7 protein-coding genes and 1 pseudogene are annotated in these 16,866 nt (G+C 45.3%); 1 reads left to right on the top strand and 7 read right to left on the bottom strand.

The features are described from left to right. Positions 1-118: 118 nt before the first annotated feature. The 3 genes from WMO24_RS02445 to WMO24_RS02455 are packed head-to-tail and all read right to left on the bottom strand — an operon-like array spanning position 119 to position 10,835. Positions 119-1,951, bottom strand: coding sequence for a nuclease-related domain-containing DEAD/DEAH box helicase (locus WMO24_RS02445; protein ID WP_349214670.1), 1,833 nt, complete (start codon positions 1,949-1,951; stop codon positions 119-121). Continuing rightward, complete coding sequence (locus WMO24_RS02450; protein ID WP_349214671.1) at positions 1,951-7,245, bottom strand: DEAD/DEAH box helicase; 5,295 nt, start codon at positions 7,243-7,245, stop codon at positions 1,951-1,953. Before WMO24_RS02450 ends, WMO24_RS02445 begins: the two co-directional genes overlap by 1 nt. Next, positions 7,236-10,835: a hypothetical protein gene (locus WMO24_RS02455; protein WP_349214673.1), complete on the bottom strand. Its 3,600-nt coding sequence runs from the start codon at positions 10,833-10,835 to the stop codon at positions 7,236-7,238. The genes WMO24_RS02450 and WMO24_RS02455 overlap by 10 nt, the downstream gene beginning before the upstream one ends. 264 nt (positions 10,836-11,099) lie before the next feature. Between WMO24_RS02455 and WMO24_RS15785 the strand changes: the two genes are divergently transcribed. Next, positions 11,100-11,378, top strand: coding sequence for a helix-turn-helix domain-containing protein (locus WMO24_RS15785; RefSeq protein WP_353963947.1), 279 nt, complete (start codon positions 11,100-11,102; stop codon positions 11,376-11,378). 268 nt (positions 11,379-11,646) lie between these two features. Here WMO24_RS15785 and WMO24_RS02460 read toward each other — a convergent pair whose 3' ends face one another. From WMO24_RS02460 to WMO24_RS02475, 4 genes and pseudogenes are all read right to left on the bottom strand, one after another. After that, positions 11,647-12,153, bottom strand: coding sequence for a hypothetical protein (locus WMO24_RS02460; protein WP_349214675.1), 507 nt, complete (start codon positions 12,151-12,153; stop codon positions 11,647-11,649). 21 nt (positions 12,154-12,174) lie between these two features. Next, positions 12,175-12,525: a restriction endonuclease gene (locus WMO24_RS02465; RefSeq protein ID WP_349214677.1), complete on the bottom strand. Its 351-nt coding sequence runs from the start codon at positions 12,523-12,525 to the stop codon at positions 12,175-12,177. A 101-nt stretch (positions 12,526-12,626) separates the two neighbouring features. Further along, positions 12,627-12,776, bottom strand: a pseudogene (locus WMO24_RS02470) (DUF4391 domain-containing protein); the annotation flags it as partial. A gap of 4 nt (positions 12,777-12,780) precedes the next feature. Next, positions 12,781-16,422, bottom strand: coding sequence for a helicase-related protein (locus tag WMO24_RS02475; RefSeq protein WP_349214679.1), 3,642 nt, complete (start codon positions 16,420-16,422; stop codon positions 12,781-12,783). Positions 16,423-16,866 lie beyond the last annotated feature (444 nt).

The raw sequence follows: 16,866 nt of genomic DNA on the forward strand, positions 1-16,866 counted from the left end.
ACGTATCCCTAGACTCTGCAGTAGATGTAACTTTTCGTCTTGAAGTTTTTTTGCGCTGGATGTGCTTTTCCTGAATTGCTAATATCGCCAATTTCGTACTGAAAAACCTGTAAGATTTTTAATCTGTAACTACTGTGGCCGAAAAAAGATTTCCCAACTGCCGACGGATTCGTTCCGGCGTACGGCTTCGAGTCGGAACATTGGGATCCAGTTTTTGCGCCAAAGAATAATACTTTTCCTCCGGCAATGTAAGTAATAAATCTAAGCGATATTTAGCACGGGAAGCTCCGACGTAAAACGCTAATCCACTTCTTCCTTCAAATGAGTCTTCACGCAAATCCATAAGAATGATGGCGTCCGACTCCATCCCTTTAAAGCGAATGCATGTGGTAACAGGATATTTACGGCCACGATAAGAGTAAAAACGTAGTGAGGCATTGTTTGGGTCTTCCTCCAGAAACCCCTTCAGAGCCGTATAATCAAATGTCTGTACCGTCAGGATGGTTATATTCTCAATTCTTTGCGCAATTAGAGTATCTAAGGTACGGTGTAATGCTGGGCGCTGCTGCTCCTGATTGGACAGCACATGTAGAGTCGGTGGAATTGGTTCCCCCCAGTAACCGGCGGTTTTCACTGGAACCTTGCGATTCTTTTTATCTCGCAGCGGCGTAACCGAAGTAGCCGCAATTTCTCTGGTATTACGGCAGTTGATATGCAAAGTCAAGCGGCAATCACTATCCTCAATACACTCTGGCAAAGGATATTTTGCCTGAGAACCTCCTTGAATCATCTGGTGTTTATCGTAAAACAAATAAAAGGTTCCCCCATTAGCCAAGGCTGCTTCCCGCAGAAAATCGATTACAGAACAGTTGATCTCTCCATCCGTGAAAAGTCTTCGATTTTCGTCCACCATACCGAAATCCTGTCCCTCATCCACAATAATGTGCATGTAAGGTAATTTCCCCGGGTAATCCGCACAATCTGCCAGACAATCAGCAAGGCCTGATATGTCTTGAAAATCCCCAACCAATTCATAGGCCAGCTTACTCAATGTCATAAAAGAAACGCGTTCAAACTGTTTTCGATATTCTGCCTGGGGATGGTTTTTGTATTGGTTGTTGAGCATATCACACAAAAGCCGATTGTAACATAAGAAGAGAACCGTATCTCCCGCCACACTATGTCGGCGGGCTTTTTCTACTGCCAGCATGGTTTTCCCCGTGCCAGCCGCTCCATTAATCACAGCTACAGGCTGTTCCTCCAGGAAATCCAACAAACGGTACTGTTCCCGAAGCAGCGCATTGAAATGTAGCTCCATTGCCTTGTTTTGGGAATCCGGTGTCGCAATCAAGCGGAATACTGGGCACAAAACATGATCCATCAAATGGTTAAATTCCTGCTTTGTAAGCGGTCCCTCCGGACAAAATCCATATACTGGTGTGGAAAAGATAGACAAGATCTTGGCGGTCGGATCTTGCAGGTCATCCTGTGTCAGGGTTAAGGAAAGCGGCGCTTCGGGCGGTAAGCTGATTGTATGCAGCACATCTAATGGGAGGTCCATGAACCATACTGCAGAAAGGAATTTGCATTTTCGTTTAATAGTCGGAGCAGCTTGGTCAATACAATTCATCAAGTTGTGCATAGCAACACGAGCCTGGTGATAGGGGCCGTGATGTGGCATGACAATCCCATTGGAATAATACCAGTTACCGTTCTGATAAGTAATATTGTTTCCTGCTTTGGCCTCAATAGTTAAAATGCCATGCTGAGGGCTGATAACAACGAAGTCACTCTCGTGTAAAGTATAGGGACGGTTGCGGCCAAGTGATACTGTAGTAAGAGAGTGAAACACATAAAATGTATCCGGCAAACGAGAAAGTGCTTCAAACACGACGCCCTCATGGCTTGCAGGTTCAAAGTCTTTGGGCTGTGCTGGAATCATATGAGCCATTAGGACTCCTCCTGGATTAGTTTTATGACGGTTTCTGCTTTGAATTGTTCATTCAACACAAAGCAATGCCAGTCATATTCAGATAATATTTCACACTGAGTGACACTTTGAGCATCCGTCTCAAATAGCGCTACTTGACTATCCGGCCAAAAAATAGCCGGCCATACATTACCTTCTGGCAAAGGAATCTTGTTATCAAGCAACGCAGTTTGCAAACGCTTTTCTTCACACAGTGTGAGAAGTGTTTCATATGCTTGCCGACAAACAGAAATCTTGCAACCTTCCAGACATTCTCGCAGTGCTGCCACACAATCCTCACGCACATCTGCAACACCGATACAGTAACCGGATTTTTTTCGACCCAAAATATCTGTTACCGGCTTCTGATGAACTTCCGGCAAGGTTGCTGAATCTTCGGGCATACGCTGAGGGAGCGTCGTTGCAAGCCATTTGAGGTAGTCCAATGCCAATCCTCGAGAAAGGAACTCATGTACCATCTGATTGCCATAGTTGCGCAGACAACCATAGCAAGACGTCTCCGGCGAACATCCACAAGCACCACTAACCTGATTAATTGCCTCACGTATCACTTGCTCAAATTTTTCAAAGATCTGCTTGGAAAAGCCCGCGCCACCGGGGGTATCGTCAAAGAGAATCAACTCTTGTGTGCCGTCAGTGGTATAATTAACACAACCGCTAATGTCTTCACGGCTGATGTCCAGCGCGGCACTGGCACCTTCCAAAATCGCATATAAGACAGACGCAGCTTGATCCTTATCCTGGTACTCACTCTTACGAACATAATGAAGCGGTAAAGCAATTTTCAGAATATCGGTAGAAAAACGATGTCCAAGAGAAACATGCTCCAACTGCGTGCTGCAGGAACGATTAAATTTAGTTCTGTGCGGTCCTTTTCGCAGATCCTGCGGATCGATAGTATAGCCGCAATCTGGACATGTACAGAACCCCCGATTCTTGTTTCCTTGATTCAACACAAATAACTGACCACCGGGAGAATACACCAGAGAGATTTTCTTGCCGGCAAGTAAAACATCTCTCTCCTGTGCTTCAGCGAGTTGGCGTTCGGTTCGGCCTTCTAACCCCCAGAATTGTGTCTGTGTAGCATAGTAGGTTTTCGGACGGGAATCACCGACTAACCGAGGTTGGTCATCAATTTTGGTAGAAAATCCAAATTGAGGAATAATAAACTTGCGCGCCTTCATGCGTACTCCACAGGACGGGCAATCACAAGCTTCTGCATCTTCCACACGGAATGTCGCATTGACCATTCCACGGACAGGCGGAAAAATCCGCTTGCACTCAGGACAAGTATAATACACATAAGTGGGCCAACTTTGATTTGGAACTGTGTTGATCGCATAGCTAGTCCACACCCTTCCATTTGCAACAACAGATGCAGGCGGCGCAAACTCACTGATGGCAATTTTCAAATCGCGCGTCAAATCGATACTTCCAGCAATTTTTGTATCCTGATACAAAATATTCAGATTGACAGAATCTACCGGGAATCCGTACTTAGGCAGAACTCCGTGACTCGACAAAAAATTAATTGCACGCTCCCTCTCCAGAGTTCGAATTAAGCGGCCTGCATTGTTATACTGACTCTGGTCAGCTTTTTTACTGGTGTCCAACTGCATTTGAAATTTTTGCAAGCTTTGGATATCTCCAGCGCGTTCCTGCACAGCCTTTGTCAGTGAACCGGCCGCTCCCGTGAGTTGCTCGATAAACTTCCAGTGATCTACTCCCAGCTGCTCACAAATTTCCGGAGAAAGAGCCCTGTGAATTTCTTCCAGAAGATCCCTCGGATGCGTTTGCAAAAGATCATGCAAGGCCTGGGCCATATTTGGCGTATCGGCGTCACCGACTGCAATAATTGCGCGCACATTTCCGTCAAAATATTGGCGCTGCTTTTTAAAAAACCATGAAATAACAATGGAATTCAGATGTCTCTCAGCAATTTTTTCATTGGAAATCTCCAGTGATGGCACGCGGATATTGCCCGCGATAATTTTTTCTGGCGTTTGAAAAAATGTCATATCATGGCTCACGCGCCTGGCAAAGGTAACAGAAAAAGCTGCTGAAGATGTGCGGCGTCCAGCGCGTCCGGCGCGCTGAATATAGTTGGCCGTTTCAGGCGGGATATTACGCAGGAATGTGGCTTCCAGTTCGCCAACGTCAACACCCATCTCAAAAGTAGTAGAACAACTCAGTACATTGATTTTTCCTTCTTCAAACTCCCGCTGGTATTGGGCAGCAGTTTGTGCTGAAAGCTGAGCTGTATGTTCTCTCGCCTCCATTGGAATAATTTTTCCTTTTTCCAGAAGGTGGCGGTAATAAACGTTCGTACGCGCCTGCCCGGCAGTAATTTTCTCCAGCGTACCGGAACACTTCATTTCCGGGCAGCATCCGCGAATATTGTAGCTAGTAATTTTACCGCATTTCTGGCATCGATAAACAAGATCCTCTTCTTTAAGATAGGTAACTTTCCATGCATGGTAATCCAACTGATAGCGATATCCCAAACGGCGATCTGAAACTCCAGAAAACAACTTTGTAATGTGCGGAACAAATTTACCCGCGATATCGGACAGAAATTGCGTAGTTTGTTGTTGTGCCTCGACTTCTGAACGTCCAAGTTTTTGCAGCAGTTTTTGCAAAAATGCAGCACGTTTGTTGATACGCCCCTCTGCAGGACAAAATGCCAAAACCACTTCAGCGGAAGAAGACTGGGAGCCCTCTGAACGGAACGAATAGATTCGGTTGCGTGGAGCAAAAAAATCATCCACTGGAGATACCTTGTCAGGAAAACTGCACGCCCCTTTTTGACGAAGCGTATCCATCAGGTAGCGCAGCAAATTCCAGGATTCCAGCCCGGTCAGCCCGGGTATCAAAGATTGTGGTTGAGCGTCCGGCGCGTTTGGAGAAAACATCAGATAACCCAAACCTTCTAACCCTGTACTTACATCCATATCTATAAACTCACTCATGACGTAAGAGCCCGCAATCTTTCTCTGCTGGTAGGCGTCAGAAGCGGCTTCCGCCTGGTAAAGACTGCATCGACGTGCTTCTTGCTCCACCTCCTGAATCAGTGAGTCGATGGCAATCCCTCGATCCCCAGCACGGCGCACAGCGTTCAAAATCAGACGCCGCCACATGATTTGGCGATATTTTTTTTCAAAATAGCCGGCAAAAAAAGCAGCCTCCTGTCGGTTATCCGAAAAAATCAATAGTTTTCGTCCGGTTTCATCCTGCGTTTCTTCCGGAACAGATTCCGTATCAAACATTGCTGCCCAGCTGGCAAATAAAGCGTCTGCCGAGTTCTGAATTGTAGGCGTCGTACGCTCCAGAGGTCGCGGCGGAATTGCATCATATAAGCTTTTTGCAATGGTAAAAGTCGCTGGCTGGTTCGCGGTCAAAAAGCGCCTGATCAATCCATGTCGCGTAGTACCGCAGCAAGGGCAGCAGTTCACATCCTGACCACGTCCCGTGAACGGGATTCGAACTACAGTGACAATTTTCATTGGATCAGCCGATGTGCAACAATCGCCAGAGCGGGCATTGGAAAACGGAGTGATACTGCCGCATGCAAGACAGAGATGATATTTCTCCATCTTGTTTTTTTTGTTCTTGTAATGTGCTGCCACATCTGTTTCATCGTCACTATCAAATAAAACTTCCTCTTCTCCGAAGTCCTGATTGATCAGATAGAATTCCGGCTGCTCCATGTCGCTTGAGTGCGCTAAAACTTTGCCGCCAGTCGGCGAATCCTTCTGACGTCCTACCAGATATTCTTGACCACAATTCTGGCAGTTGGCCAGTTCAAAGACCGGGTATCGTTGTCCATCCTGCCCGGAAGACTGTTCATGACGATCCAGGAAAACCTGCTTATTAGGGTACAACTGCACAAAAAGGCCTTCCAAAGCTTTGAGAAACAGGTGATAACGAGCAGGCAACAACGCTGCATTCTCCGGGGTCGGCTTTGCGGCAGCCGCCATTTCCACCATGTCAATTAAAGCAGCCTCAGCCTCTTTTTTATTACCCGCGTCAGGGAAAATCACATTAGCAACATCTTCCAGTCTTTGCGGGATTCCTTCCAGTGCAGCGTACAAACGATACAGCCGTCGATCACGTATTAAAACCTCATATAACCGGGAGTTGCGTTCACTTTCTGTAAGGCTGCGCGTTTCTTCATTGAGTTCATGATAGAACTCCGGACGATACAGTTTTGCATCTTCAGGTGCTTCCGGATGAATGCGTTTCGAAGTCACCACATCTTCTGCAAAAAACGGCTCACCGAACAGTTTGGACGCGAACTGAGCCAGTCCTTCTTGGGCATCGCTGCTGCCTAATGTGGCACTGGTGGCAATACACCGAAAATTATTGTGCATGTATCCTCGGATTCGTTCCTTCAATCGTCGCAGCAGAAATGCGATTTCTGTTCCTGTTGCTCCCTTATATGTATGAGCCTCGTCTAATACCAGGAACTGCCATCTGAAAGCAAATTCCGTATCAAAAAAAGGCGCAGTATCTGGCTGCAATAACAGATACTCCAACATGGCATAGTTCGTCAATAGAATGTGCGGCGGATTCTCAATCATGGTCTCACGACACATCACTTCATTTGGAATCGAAGTGCGCAATAATGGGTCTGCGTCGTGAAGATGTTCGTTGTTATATTGACTATGAAGCCGGGCTTCTGCTTCTGCGCTTGTTTCCTTCTCACCTTTGTGCGGTGTTTCTCCGGTATAGCGTCCAAACGTAATATCTGGGTAATCATGCAACAATTTGTGAAGTTTTTTTTGTTGATCATTTGCCAGTGCATTCATGGGAAACAGCAACAACGCACGAACTCCTGGTCCAAGAGTCCCCTTTTCCTTTTCTTTCAAAAGCGAATCAAGGATTGGATACAGATAGCATTCTGTTTTTCCGGATCCTGTACCAGTAGAAACAATGATATTACGTCCTTCCTGTACGCACTTGCGCAACGCGATTTCCTGATGGCAACGCAATTTCCAATCATCATAATGAAGTGCTCCGCCGACATGGGCAAATTCCTGTGACAACAGCCCTTCATCGACCAGTTCTTTCAAGCTTTTCCCGTTGACAAATGGTAATGTGGTTTCCAAGTACGGTCCCTTGACGAAACGGTCTGTATGCACACTGGCATGTGCTTTTCTGGTAATCTCAGCGTCTCGAACCGTAAGAATAGAGCACAGATAATTTTCATAATCTGTGCGGATTTTCTCCGTGGTCTCTCTCGGATTCATTGCCATAAGGACCGCTCCTTTTTCTTCAGATATACATAAGTAGATGCCATGACTAAATCTCTTTGGAGCATTCGCGGCGCCACTTGCCCTGCACGCGCGAGAAACAGCTCAGCCGCCTGTGCAAGGGAAATCGGCATTTGAGATGAGCCGTTGAGACGGAACAGCAAAGCAGCGATACCCATCAGATAGAAAAATCTGGGATAGGATGAAACTGTTGGAGATACCTGCATACATCCCTCTGCTTGGCGCGCAGACAATGCTCGCGCATACGGCCTCACCAACCATCCCTCATCGCCCAAACGAAGGCTCTGCAAACCTTCTGTCAAAATTCTTTGTCCATCCTTGACCGCACATACGATGATTTCTCTCTGTCGAGAATAATCCTCTGTACCGGCGCGATATTCTGTGTTTATTGCCCAGTTCGCATATAAATCCACATATCGGTTCTGATCAAAGAACAAGGCATCGACCACTTTTTCAGGCTGATAGTTCAAACTGACATGAAATCCGTCGATTTGAATGGTTTCACTTACCAACTTCATATCCCCGGAAAGTTCCTTGCTCAATACAATCTCAACCCCATTGCCGGGCTGTTCTAACAGAAATTTTTTCCGCATCTCCTGTGCTCTCGCAACGTCAATATTCGCAGCCACTCCCAACATCGAAAAGACAGCTTCCTGACCCAAAACTTTCAAATTGTCCTGCAATACAGCCCGAATAGATAATTCTCTTTGCTCCAAAACAAGTAAAGCCAGCTCGCTGTTGTAGCGTTTCAATTCACGAGCAATTTCCAAGCAAAACTCCTGATTTCCAAAACTTTCAAAAAGAATCAGACTATACTGGCTTCGGCACATATCAAAAACTTCCTGACTGCAATGTATCTGTACCAAGTGGCAGAGCAACTCCCATCGTGCCCGTCCATTCAAAAATGTCTCAGAAATTCGCTGCATTAGAATGCAGATTTGCCGCTTCATACGGTGAGGAATCTGCGGCAACAGAGTAAACTCCGCTATCGCCATTAATTCAATTAGGTCCGTCTCGTCCAGTGCAATGTTTCTCCAGTCAGACGCTGGATTCACCTGCATACTGCAACTATCGGCAAAATTGGCTTTTGGGCTCGATGAATAACGCAAAATATCATAAACCGCCTGCTGAATATAGCTCTTCGGGGTTTGAATATTTTCCGGCCTGACTTTGACACAGCTCGGCACAGTAAATATGTTTTTTCGGACTGTCAAAGGAACTGTACCTTTCCATAGAAAATCTATTTCCTGTTGACTGGAAGAAGTTACAATATAAACACCATCCATCAGCTGTTGAGAGCATCCTATAGTCAATCTACTTTGGCCTTTTGCGGTGATCAGTTCAGCCGAGCTACAGTCCAAACGGATTGTAGGGCCACTCTTCCCATAGGCTGTCAGTTCAAGTGTTTCAGGCAGTATCTGATTTGGTGCAAAATATAAGTTTCTACGGTTTTTACCGACAACTGGGCGACTCAGAAATTCCGGAGTTTCGGTAATAAACAATAGCGAAATCAAATCATTGGGGTGAGACTCATTGCACAACAGCAAAACTGCCGGCAGCGGGATATGCGAAATTGTATCTGCAAAAGCGTTCAGCAAAAGGCTAGCAGTATTCCGATTGTGAAACAAAAGGGGGATTTGTTGTTCAATTCCATTGACGCTGCGAAGAATTATATGATAAAAATCTTTCACACAGCTTCCGTACAGCTGAACTCTGAGCAAAAAGTTCTTCTTCACAAAATCAGATATCGGAATGGAAGAAGGAATCGTTTCATCCGGAGCAGTGCTATCCAGTATTCTCCAACTGCATGGAAGAACAGGAAGCTCGACACGAACAGAGAAAGATCGTTCAGCCTGTTGAAAGCGCAAGAACCCCTCCAGTTCAGCGCATTCTGGTGAAAACGTCGCAAACAGACCTTTGGGCGTCTCCGTACAAGTGGCATTGGAGAATTCAAGTGATATGTTTTCCGGTAATGTAAAATGCAAAAAGCGTTGCGTCTGCGGACTCATACGATTCCAAGGATAATCCGGTGAATAATCACTTTCTATTTCCGGCAAATAAAAGAACTCTGAGAACTGAATCAGTTGATGTCCTTGATACAGACGCAAAGAATATTTTCCATATTCCGGCGCCGCAGAAAGAAAATTCGCCAGCGCGATTGTCTCATCTTTCTCTGAAAGAACATACTTCTGCCCCGCTAAGACCAGAGTCAAGTCCTCACGATCCTGTTCATCCTCTGTGAGGATTGATATGCAAGGAAACTCAATAAAGACCGGGATCGTCCAAAATGAAAGCGGAAGCCCAAACAATGTTTCACCGTCATAATTCAATTTAGCGTGGGAACGAATCTGTAAAATTGCAGGAACGGTTGTCCCTGCCCTGACACAAGTCAAATTGGCACGACCTGACATCGGTGTCAACCGCCAGGCCGTGAACTCACCAAGCATAGGTGCATAAAGCTGTTCCTTGTAAAATCCATCACGATCCTGCCAATGCGCTTCCGGACCGGCCAATAAGATTACACCATGTTCTGGTAACCAGTTGCTGCGCATTAATGGCAGTCCATTCGTATCGAAGAGAAGAACCGCCGTCCGATTAAGACCGGAAACGGTCTTCGAACCGAGACATTCCTCTTCTGCCTCGACATGAAACAGCTCCACAGTATAATTTTCAGAAGGCCGCACTGCAACACTGCACTCTGCCGTATAACGAGTGCCTCTTGATGCAAACACCCTATTCAGGCATCTCCAATTTTCCCCAGTGTTGTTTGTAATTTCCCAACGCACTTCCTCGATCCAGTTTTCCTTCATTGAAACCGCTGGCAGAACCATGCATAGTCCGCGTCCATCAGGCTCGTAAATCAAATGAGGCTGCCAATCCTTTTCACCGGATTTTTGACTGCTCCGCACGCGCTTTTCCTGACTGAGCCATTCAATATACAGCTCAGCCAACGAATCGTCCGGATTCGCACCACTGTCTACGGCTTGCATGGTTTCATGGACTCGCGTGATAAGATCCAATGCACGCGTCTCAGGAAAGCGTTCCAGGAAAGAAAGAAGCGGCTTTCGCATTAGGTAAGCACGCCAAGTAGTCAAAGATTCCAGCAACATGTAAGGATCGAAAAAACGGCTTGCGTCATTTTGCATGACGAAAAAAAGATCTGATATCGTAGAATCCGGTGGGGCAGCAAGCTGAAATTGCAAAGTAGCAACATATTTTCGTTTATCCGACTGCGGTGCCGACTGAAAGTGATATCGACGAATGGTCTGCAAAAAGAGATCTCCAACTACGCCTTGCGTTTGCGGGTAGAGAGTAATATTTAATGCATCTTCGAAAGCACCCCAAAAATTAGCGTCAAACTCATATCGCATTAAAAAAACGGCAACTGTAACCGTACAAACAGGATATTGCCACAACACCTCCAAATCGGATCGAGAAGTGCTGTTTTGGATTGCATCACTCAGTCGACGTTTCAGCGTTTCGTATTCGTGGTTAGAAAGATTTAAATCCCCCCAATATTCAAGTCCTTGCAACAGATTACTGATGTGAGATTCCAACACGGAAATGTTCATATTGTCATAAATTATTTTCGCCATATCATATCAACCCTTATAATTTTACATGCAAAATAATTCGTGCAATAAAAGAACTTATAACTATAACAAGTTTATCACATCACAAATTTCAAAACAATCGCCTTGCAGGCTAAAAACTTTTCTTCAGACACGAAAAGTCCTGATTATCAACCTTGTTATTTGATATAATTACATGTATTGAAACACAAATCGCATCAACATCAAATAATGCATTTAATTTTGAGGAAGAAGGAAATAATTATGAATTTACCCTCTTATCCGCAAATTTCTCCAACTGCGACTGGCCAGCGCCTACGCTGTCTTTGCCTTGCTGCTGGGTACACAGTTCGCGATTTACAAATTTATTGTCGCTTGAACAATCCGCAATCTGTGTATAAATGGTTTTCCGGCAGCACTCTACCTACAATAGATAATTTCTACGCACTTAGCATTTTGCTAGGCGTATCCATAAACGACATCATCGTCAGTACAAACGATGATGTCGTTTTCTATTTAATCATTTTTAACCATTTAATATAAACATTGTTTTTTGCAAGTAAATGTTGATACTTTTTATTACTGATTCTGTAATCTTTATCAAAATGAAATGGAGTCGTCCCTTCTGCCCTGTCTAATATGATAACGGCAACTATGTTCAACATAAAAGTTTCTTCAATTTTTGATTTCGCACATTTTTCAAGCATAAATTTCTTCATATCTTCTCTAGAATTTAATGCAAGCTGGTGAAGAAAAAAGCCGAGTTTCGGAAAGGCTAATTAGCCTTTCCGAAACTCGGCTACTCCTAGATTTAACTTTCCAAATCACATCGCATAAATTCGTCCATTAATGTGACAACTTGCTCTTTTTGATCATCAGCCACATATTCCAAAATAGAATCAAACAACCGTCCTACGCAGACAACATCCACTCGCCTACTTCGTAAGGATGCATCTTCTAATACCTTGTCCGTATCCAGACACTCCTTCAGTATGGGCCAAAAATCCGTTATATACTTTTTCACCTGTTTGGTATCGGTATGAAGTCCATCCAAACCCGTAAAAGTGTGAAAATATCGGCTTTTTTCACTAACCACCTTAATATCTTCTGATCCGGATGTCAGATAATCGTCTGCCAGCTGGTTGCAAACAGACAATACGGCTCGGAACATCTCTTTTTCAAGGCGGATGTTTTGCTGTCGCAGCCATTTTGTCAGTTGTCCATACACAAAGTTTCTGTTCAAAGCAGTCTTTTGCAAATTTGCCTGAGATACAACACCTTGAATGTATTTCCTATAAAATGGAGCGCACTCTGACATACGCCTATCCTCCTCCGATTCTCAAATCGTCTTCATCACATCAAGCAGGTGCTGATAGCTATCCACATCATGATACCTTACTTTACTGGTAGATAGCTCATTGAATAACTTACGGGCACAGCGGATTTTCGCCTGCTCAATCGGCTTTAACTGCAGCGTCTCCATGGTTCCTTTCGTTTCAGCCACAAAGAAAATGTGCTTCACTGTTCCCTCATAGAAAGCAATGGCCCAGTCCGGAGAGTAGTTACCCACCGGCGTCGGGATATGGAATCCCTTGGGTAGTTTGGCATACACGCACACCTCTTCAGCAGCATCCAAATCCTGCGCAAATCGGCGTTCGATGCTCTGCTCCGCAATGCCATCCGTAAACACATAATCCTGAATTGCTTTTGTGGCGCGGAACGCCTTATCAAAATCATGGGCACTTTTTTCAGCAGTGAAAATAGCGCTGTCGTACCCGATGCAAGATTCAGCTTTGCAGCTGACACTTCATTGACGATCACGATGCGGGAAATGTCCGCATCAATTTTCGCCTTTTCCGCCGTATTCATTTGAAACTTGGCATAAATGGCTGTTTTAGGCAGCGGCTGATTCAATTCCGTAGACTTCGGCAATCCCAGCATCCGCTCACCTCCCGAACGATTCAAAGCGAACTACTTCACAAGGAATGTTCGCTTTTTCGGCACACTCGATCATGTTCTTTGCTCCGGCGGACGCTCCATCCCAAAATACAATAGCAGCATCCGCAATCTGTGCCATTTCCGTATTGCGTTTTACAGCGGCCGCCTTTCCGTAATAATGCCAATTTGCAGGGTGCTCTTCCAATTGATATCCTTTTTTCCGGGCGTACTGTTCCCCCAGACGGTCGGCGCCTCTGGCCGTTCCGCTGACAATCACTACGGACTTTTTCGGCGCAAGTTTCTGCAAATATGCGTCCACCGCACTGGTCAGCGCGGAATAATCCGCAAACTCTCTGCTGCCGGCAATCACAAGGCGGAACGCATCCTTGCGGCTGTTTTTTTCGGGAACATCACGGACTACCAAGAAACAAACCAATTCAAAATCATCCAGACCTTTCATCTTATTGGCCAGAAAACTGATTTGCTCGCCGCCCAAAAAGCTATTGATGTCGCTTTCGGCTTTCACTTCAATGATGGAAGCAATGGCATCCCCTAGCAAACGGGAAAAGCCTTCCATGTTTTTTCCGTCATGCGTTTCCTTGTTGAAAACGCGGTACAGCTCCGGAATGGGCTGCGTTTTCCCCTTGCAGAGATACCGCATCTTATCCAGCATCTGCTTCGGGGAAAGATGGTCGCAGACAATTTCTCCCGCTTTGCTGATATAAACCATATAAAATGGATGCAATCGGTTTTGATGGTCGATGTTGACTGTGCCGGAACGATTCTTTAAAACAAAAATCACACCAGCAGGCATATCCTGTGTTGCGGCAGTTACCGCATGAAGTCCAAAGGGCGCGTGCTCAATATCAGGATGCTCTTTCATGTAGTCCAGCAAATCCAGTCGAAACTCATTGAGACCCAAGTCCATGATGGAAATCCCACTGGACATTTCCTCAATGTCCACCACTTCTTCCTGCAACCTGCGCAGCTGCGCTTTGCGATACTCCAAATCGGTTTTTTCTTCCTCGCTCAGGATGTTGTCATCGCCTGTAGCAGTCATATCCACAATTTTCATACGGGTTTCCACTTTGGCTTTCAGGTCGATGTATTCGTCCAGCGTCACATCCGGCCAGAAATTCACAAGCTGAATGCAGGCGTTTTTACTGCCGATACGGTCAATCCGGCCAAAACGCTGAATGATACGTACGGGGTTCCAGTGGATGTCGTAATTGATCAGATAATCGCAGTCCTGCAGGTTTTGGCCCTCGGAAATACAGTCGGTAGCAATCAGAATATCGATACTGCGGCTATCGCCGGGCATCAGCAGATGCTTGTCCTTTGAGATGGGCGAGAAACAGGTCAAAACCGTATTCAAATCACTGCGCAATTTGGGCACGGTGGTACGGCCCTCTACATTGCCGGACACCATGGCCGTATGTAGGCCAAAGGTTTCCAGCATATAGGGGCTTACATTCTCATACAGGTATTCAGCGGTGTCGGCAAAAGCAGTGAAGATGATGACCTTACGGTTGCCAGGATTGATCGGATTCTCTATTTTATTTTTCAGAACCTGCAGCAGCTTTTGCAGCTTGCTATCATACTGAGGCGTAATATCACCCACCATCAACGTGAGCAATTCCAGAACATCCCGGTCTTTCACCAGACTTCTTCGCCACGACACATAGTCCATGTCGCCAATTTCGATTTTGACCTTCCGGCCAAAGGTAAACAGTTCGCTTTCGCCCTGATCGTCCGCATCAAACTGGTCTTCCATGTTGCTGATGTCGGTCAGGCTCAACGTATCACCTGCGTTTTTATCATAGGCATCAATGCGTTGAATCGTATCGTCAATCAGGGCAAGAATCCGCTTCAGGGTCAAATTGAACGAATAGACAGAGCTTTCCATCCGCTTCATCAAGTTAATAGCGGTCAGGCGACGGATGCCCTGTTCACGGTTTGCCTGTGTGAAACCGACATTCACTTTATTATCCTGATAGAGCTCCGCATACTTTTCTATTTTGCTGCCCAGTATAAAATGCGTTGGAGTATATATTGTTAAATCCAACTGCATCAACTGCTCAAAAATCTGATTGTAGTTGATGGCTTCTTTCAGATTCGTCAGTTTGGGGCGCAAGGAAACCGGCTTCAGGCGAGTCGGGAATGTACCGATGGCGCTGGTGTCGTAATATTTCTGGATATGTTTTCGCGAACGTGCAATGGTAACGGCATCCAGTACCTCAAAGAAGTCAAAGTCCAGCATTTTGAGCAAGTTTTCGGTGGTGCGTTCTTCTGGCGGCCATTTGCTCCATGTATTGAAAGCCTGCTGTGCATTTTTGAAGATATCGTCAATGCTGCGGGTTGTATTCAGCTTTTCATCAATCAGTTCGGTATTGCCTTCATAGGCAAGCGCTAACTGATTTTTCAAATCGTTGAAACGGTTATTGACCGGCGTGGCAGACAGCATCAAGACTTTCGTCTTGACGCCTGTACGGATCACTTTATTCAAAAGACGCAAATAGCGGTTTTCTTTTTCGCCTTCTTCACCGGACAGCTTTCCACCATTTCGGAAATTGTGAGACTCATCGATTACAACGAGGTCATAGTTGCCCCAGTTTAGGCGGTCCAAATCAAGGCCGTTTGATTTGCCATAGTCGCGGTTCAAATCTGTATGATAAAGCACGTCATACCGCAGACGGTCTGACGCAATGGGGTTGTTGACATAATTGTCCTTATAGGTATTCCAGTTGTTGGTTAGTTTTTTAGGGCAGAGCACCAAAACCGATTTGTTGCGGTTCTCATAGTATTTTATCACGGCCAAAGCCGTGAAAGTTTTGCCCAAACCTACGCTGTCGGCCAAGATACAGCCATTATATTTTTCCAGCTTATTGATAATGGCCAGAACAGCGTCGCGCTGGAAGTTATAGAGCATACTCCAAATTTTACTTTGCTTGAAGCCGGTGGCCTCATTGGGGAGAACATCTTCTGAAATGTCCTCCAGAAACTCATTAAAGATATTATACAGCGTCACAAAGTAGATGAAGTCCGGAGCATTCTCTGCATAGGCTGCAGAAATGTTCTCGATCACTTCATCGGTAACATCCTGAAGTTTCTTCTCATCATTCCAGAGGCTGTCGAACAGCTCCATATAGAGATTTGCAAACGGAGCCTCTGTTTTCTGCACGATATTATAAGCGTAATTGCCGCGTTCGCAGCCAAGGTCTACTGTCGTAAATCCGTTGACCGGCATATAGTTCTTATCGTCCAGATTGATAAAACCCGGCATATTCTCGTTGGTGACATTGGATTTGAATGTGACTTTCTGACGAATCCAATCCGCACACTCTTTTGCAATGGATTTCTGCGACAATTCATTGCGCAGCCGGATTTCAAATTCCGTGCCGTAAAGACTGCGCTCACGGTTAAGACGAGGAATATAGAATTCCCTCTTTTCTTTTTTCGCCTTTTCGGTTGTAAAGGTGGGCGACGTAAAAATGAAACGAAGCTCTTCGATATTCTGCAGTTCCGCTTTCAGTTCTTGAAACGCATAGATGGAGAAACAGGCCGCAGCAATCGACAACCGGCTTCCTTTTTTGATTTCAATCGTAAGGTCATCCCGCAGAGTTTTTGTAGTGTTGTTGATGAGTTCCATCTTATGTATCGACTCCTCACTGCCTTCGTCCAAAAGCAAATGCCATTTCCCTTGTGAAAATCCCTATCCGCCGCCATTTTTATTGGGTTTTCTTTAGTATAACACACCTTTCGACTGTACAACACAGCTTTATATTTTAAAAAATAATTTATAAAAGAGTGCCAATAGGCTCCCGCTTCCACATTGGGACGTCCCAATGCTGAAAAGTGAGTCTATTGGCACTCTTTTTTATTTTATTTACTTGTCTCGTATGGGTAAAGTCTAAAAATACAACGGGCAGAAATACGAACTGTCGCCTTTTTTATTTCCTTTCTTCTCGGGGCATAAAATGGCCCCTTTTTCATCCATCAATTTGTATACACTTAAGACAGAAAGATTAACTATTAAAAGTCAACCCCGAAAATGAATGGTGGTGGTGAAAAAGAGATGGCTCAAAAAAGGTAT

Origin of the sequence: Ruthenibacterium intestinale (assembly GCF_040096265.1) — a bacterium.
GTDB classification, from domain to species: domain Bacteria; phylum Bacillota; class Clostridia; order Oscillospirales; family Ruminococcaceae; genus Ruthenibacterium; species Ruthenibacterium komagatae.

What these genes read in the sequence shown, in the direction of transcription:
- WMO24_RS02475 (WP_349214679.1), bottom strand. Translation starts at nt 16,422, where the DNA reads ATGGAACTCATCAACAACACTACAAAAACTCTGCGGGATGACCTTACG.
- WMO24_RS02460 (WP_349214675.1), bottom strand. Translation starts at nt 12,153, where the DNA reads ATGTCAGAGTGCGCTCCATTTTATAGGAAATACATTCAAGGTGTTGTA.
- WMO24_RS02450 (WP_349214671.1), bottom strand. Translation starts at nt 7,245, where the DNA reads ATGGCAATGAATCCGAGAGAGACCACGGAGAAAATCCGCACAGATTAT.
- WMO24_RS02445 (WP_349214670.1), bottom strand. Translation starts at nt 1,951, where the DNA reads ATGGCTCATATGATTCCAGCACAGCCCAAAGACTTTGAACCTGCAAGC.
- WMO24_RS02455 (WP_349214673.1), bottom strand. Translation starts at nt 10,835, where the DNA reads ATGAACATTTCCGTGTTGGAATCTCACATCAGTAATCTGTTGCAAGGA.
- WMO24_RS15785 (WP_353963947.1), top strand. Translation starts at nt 11,100, where the DNA reads ATGAATTTACCCTCTTATCCGCAAATTTCTCCAACTGCGACTGGCCAG.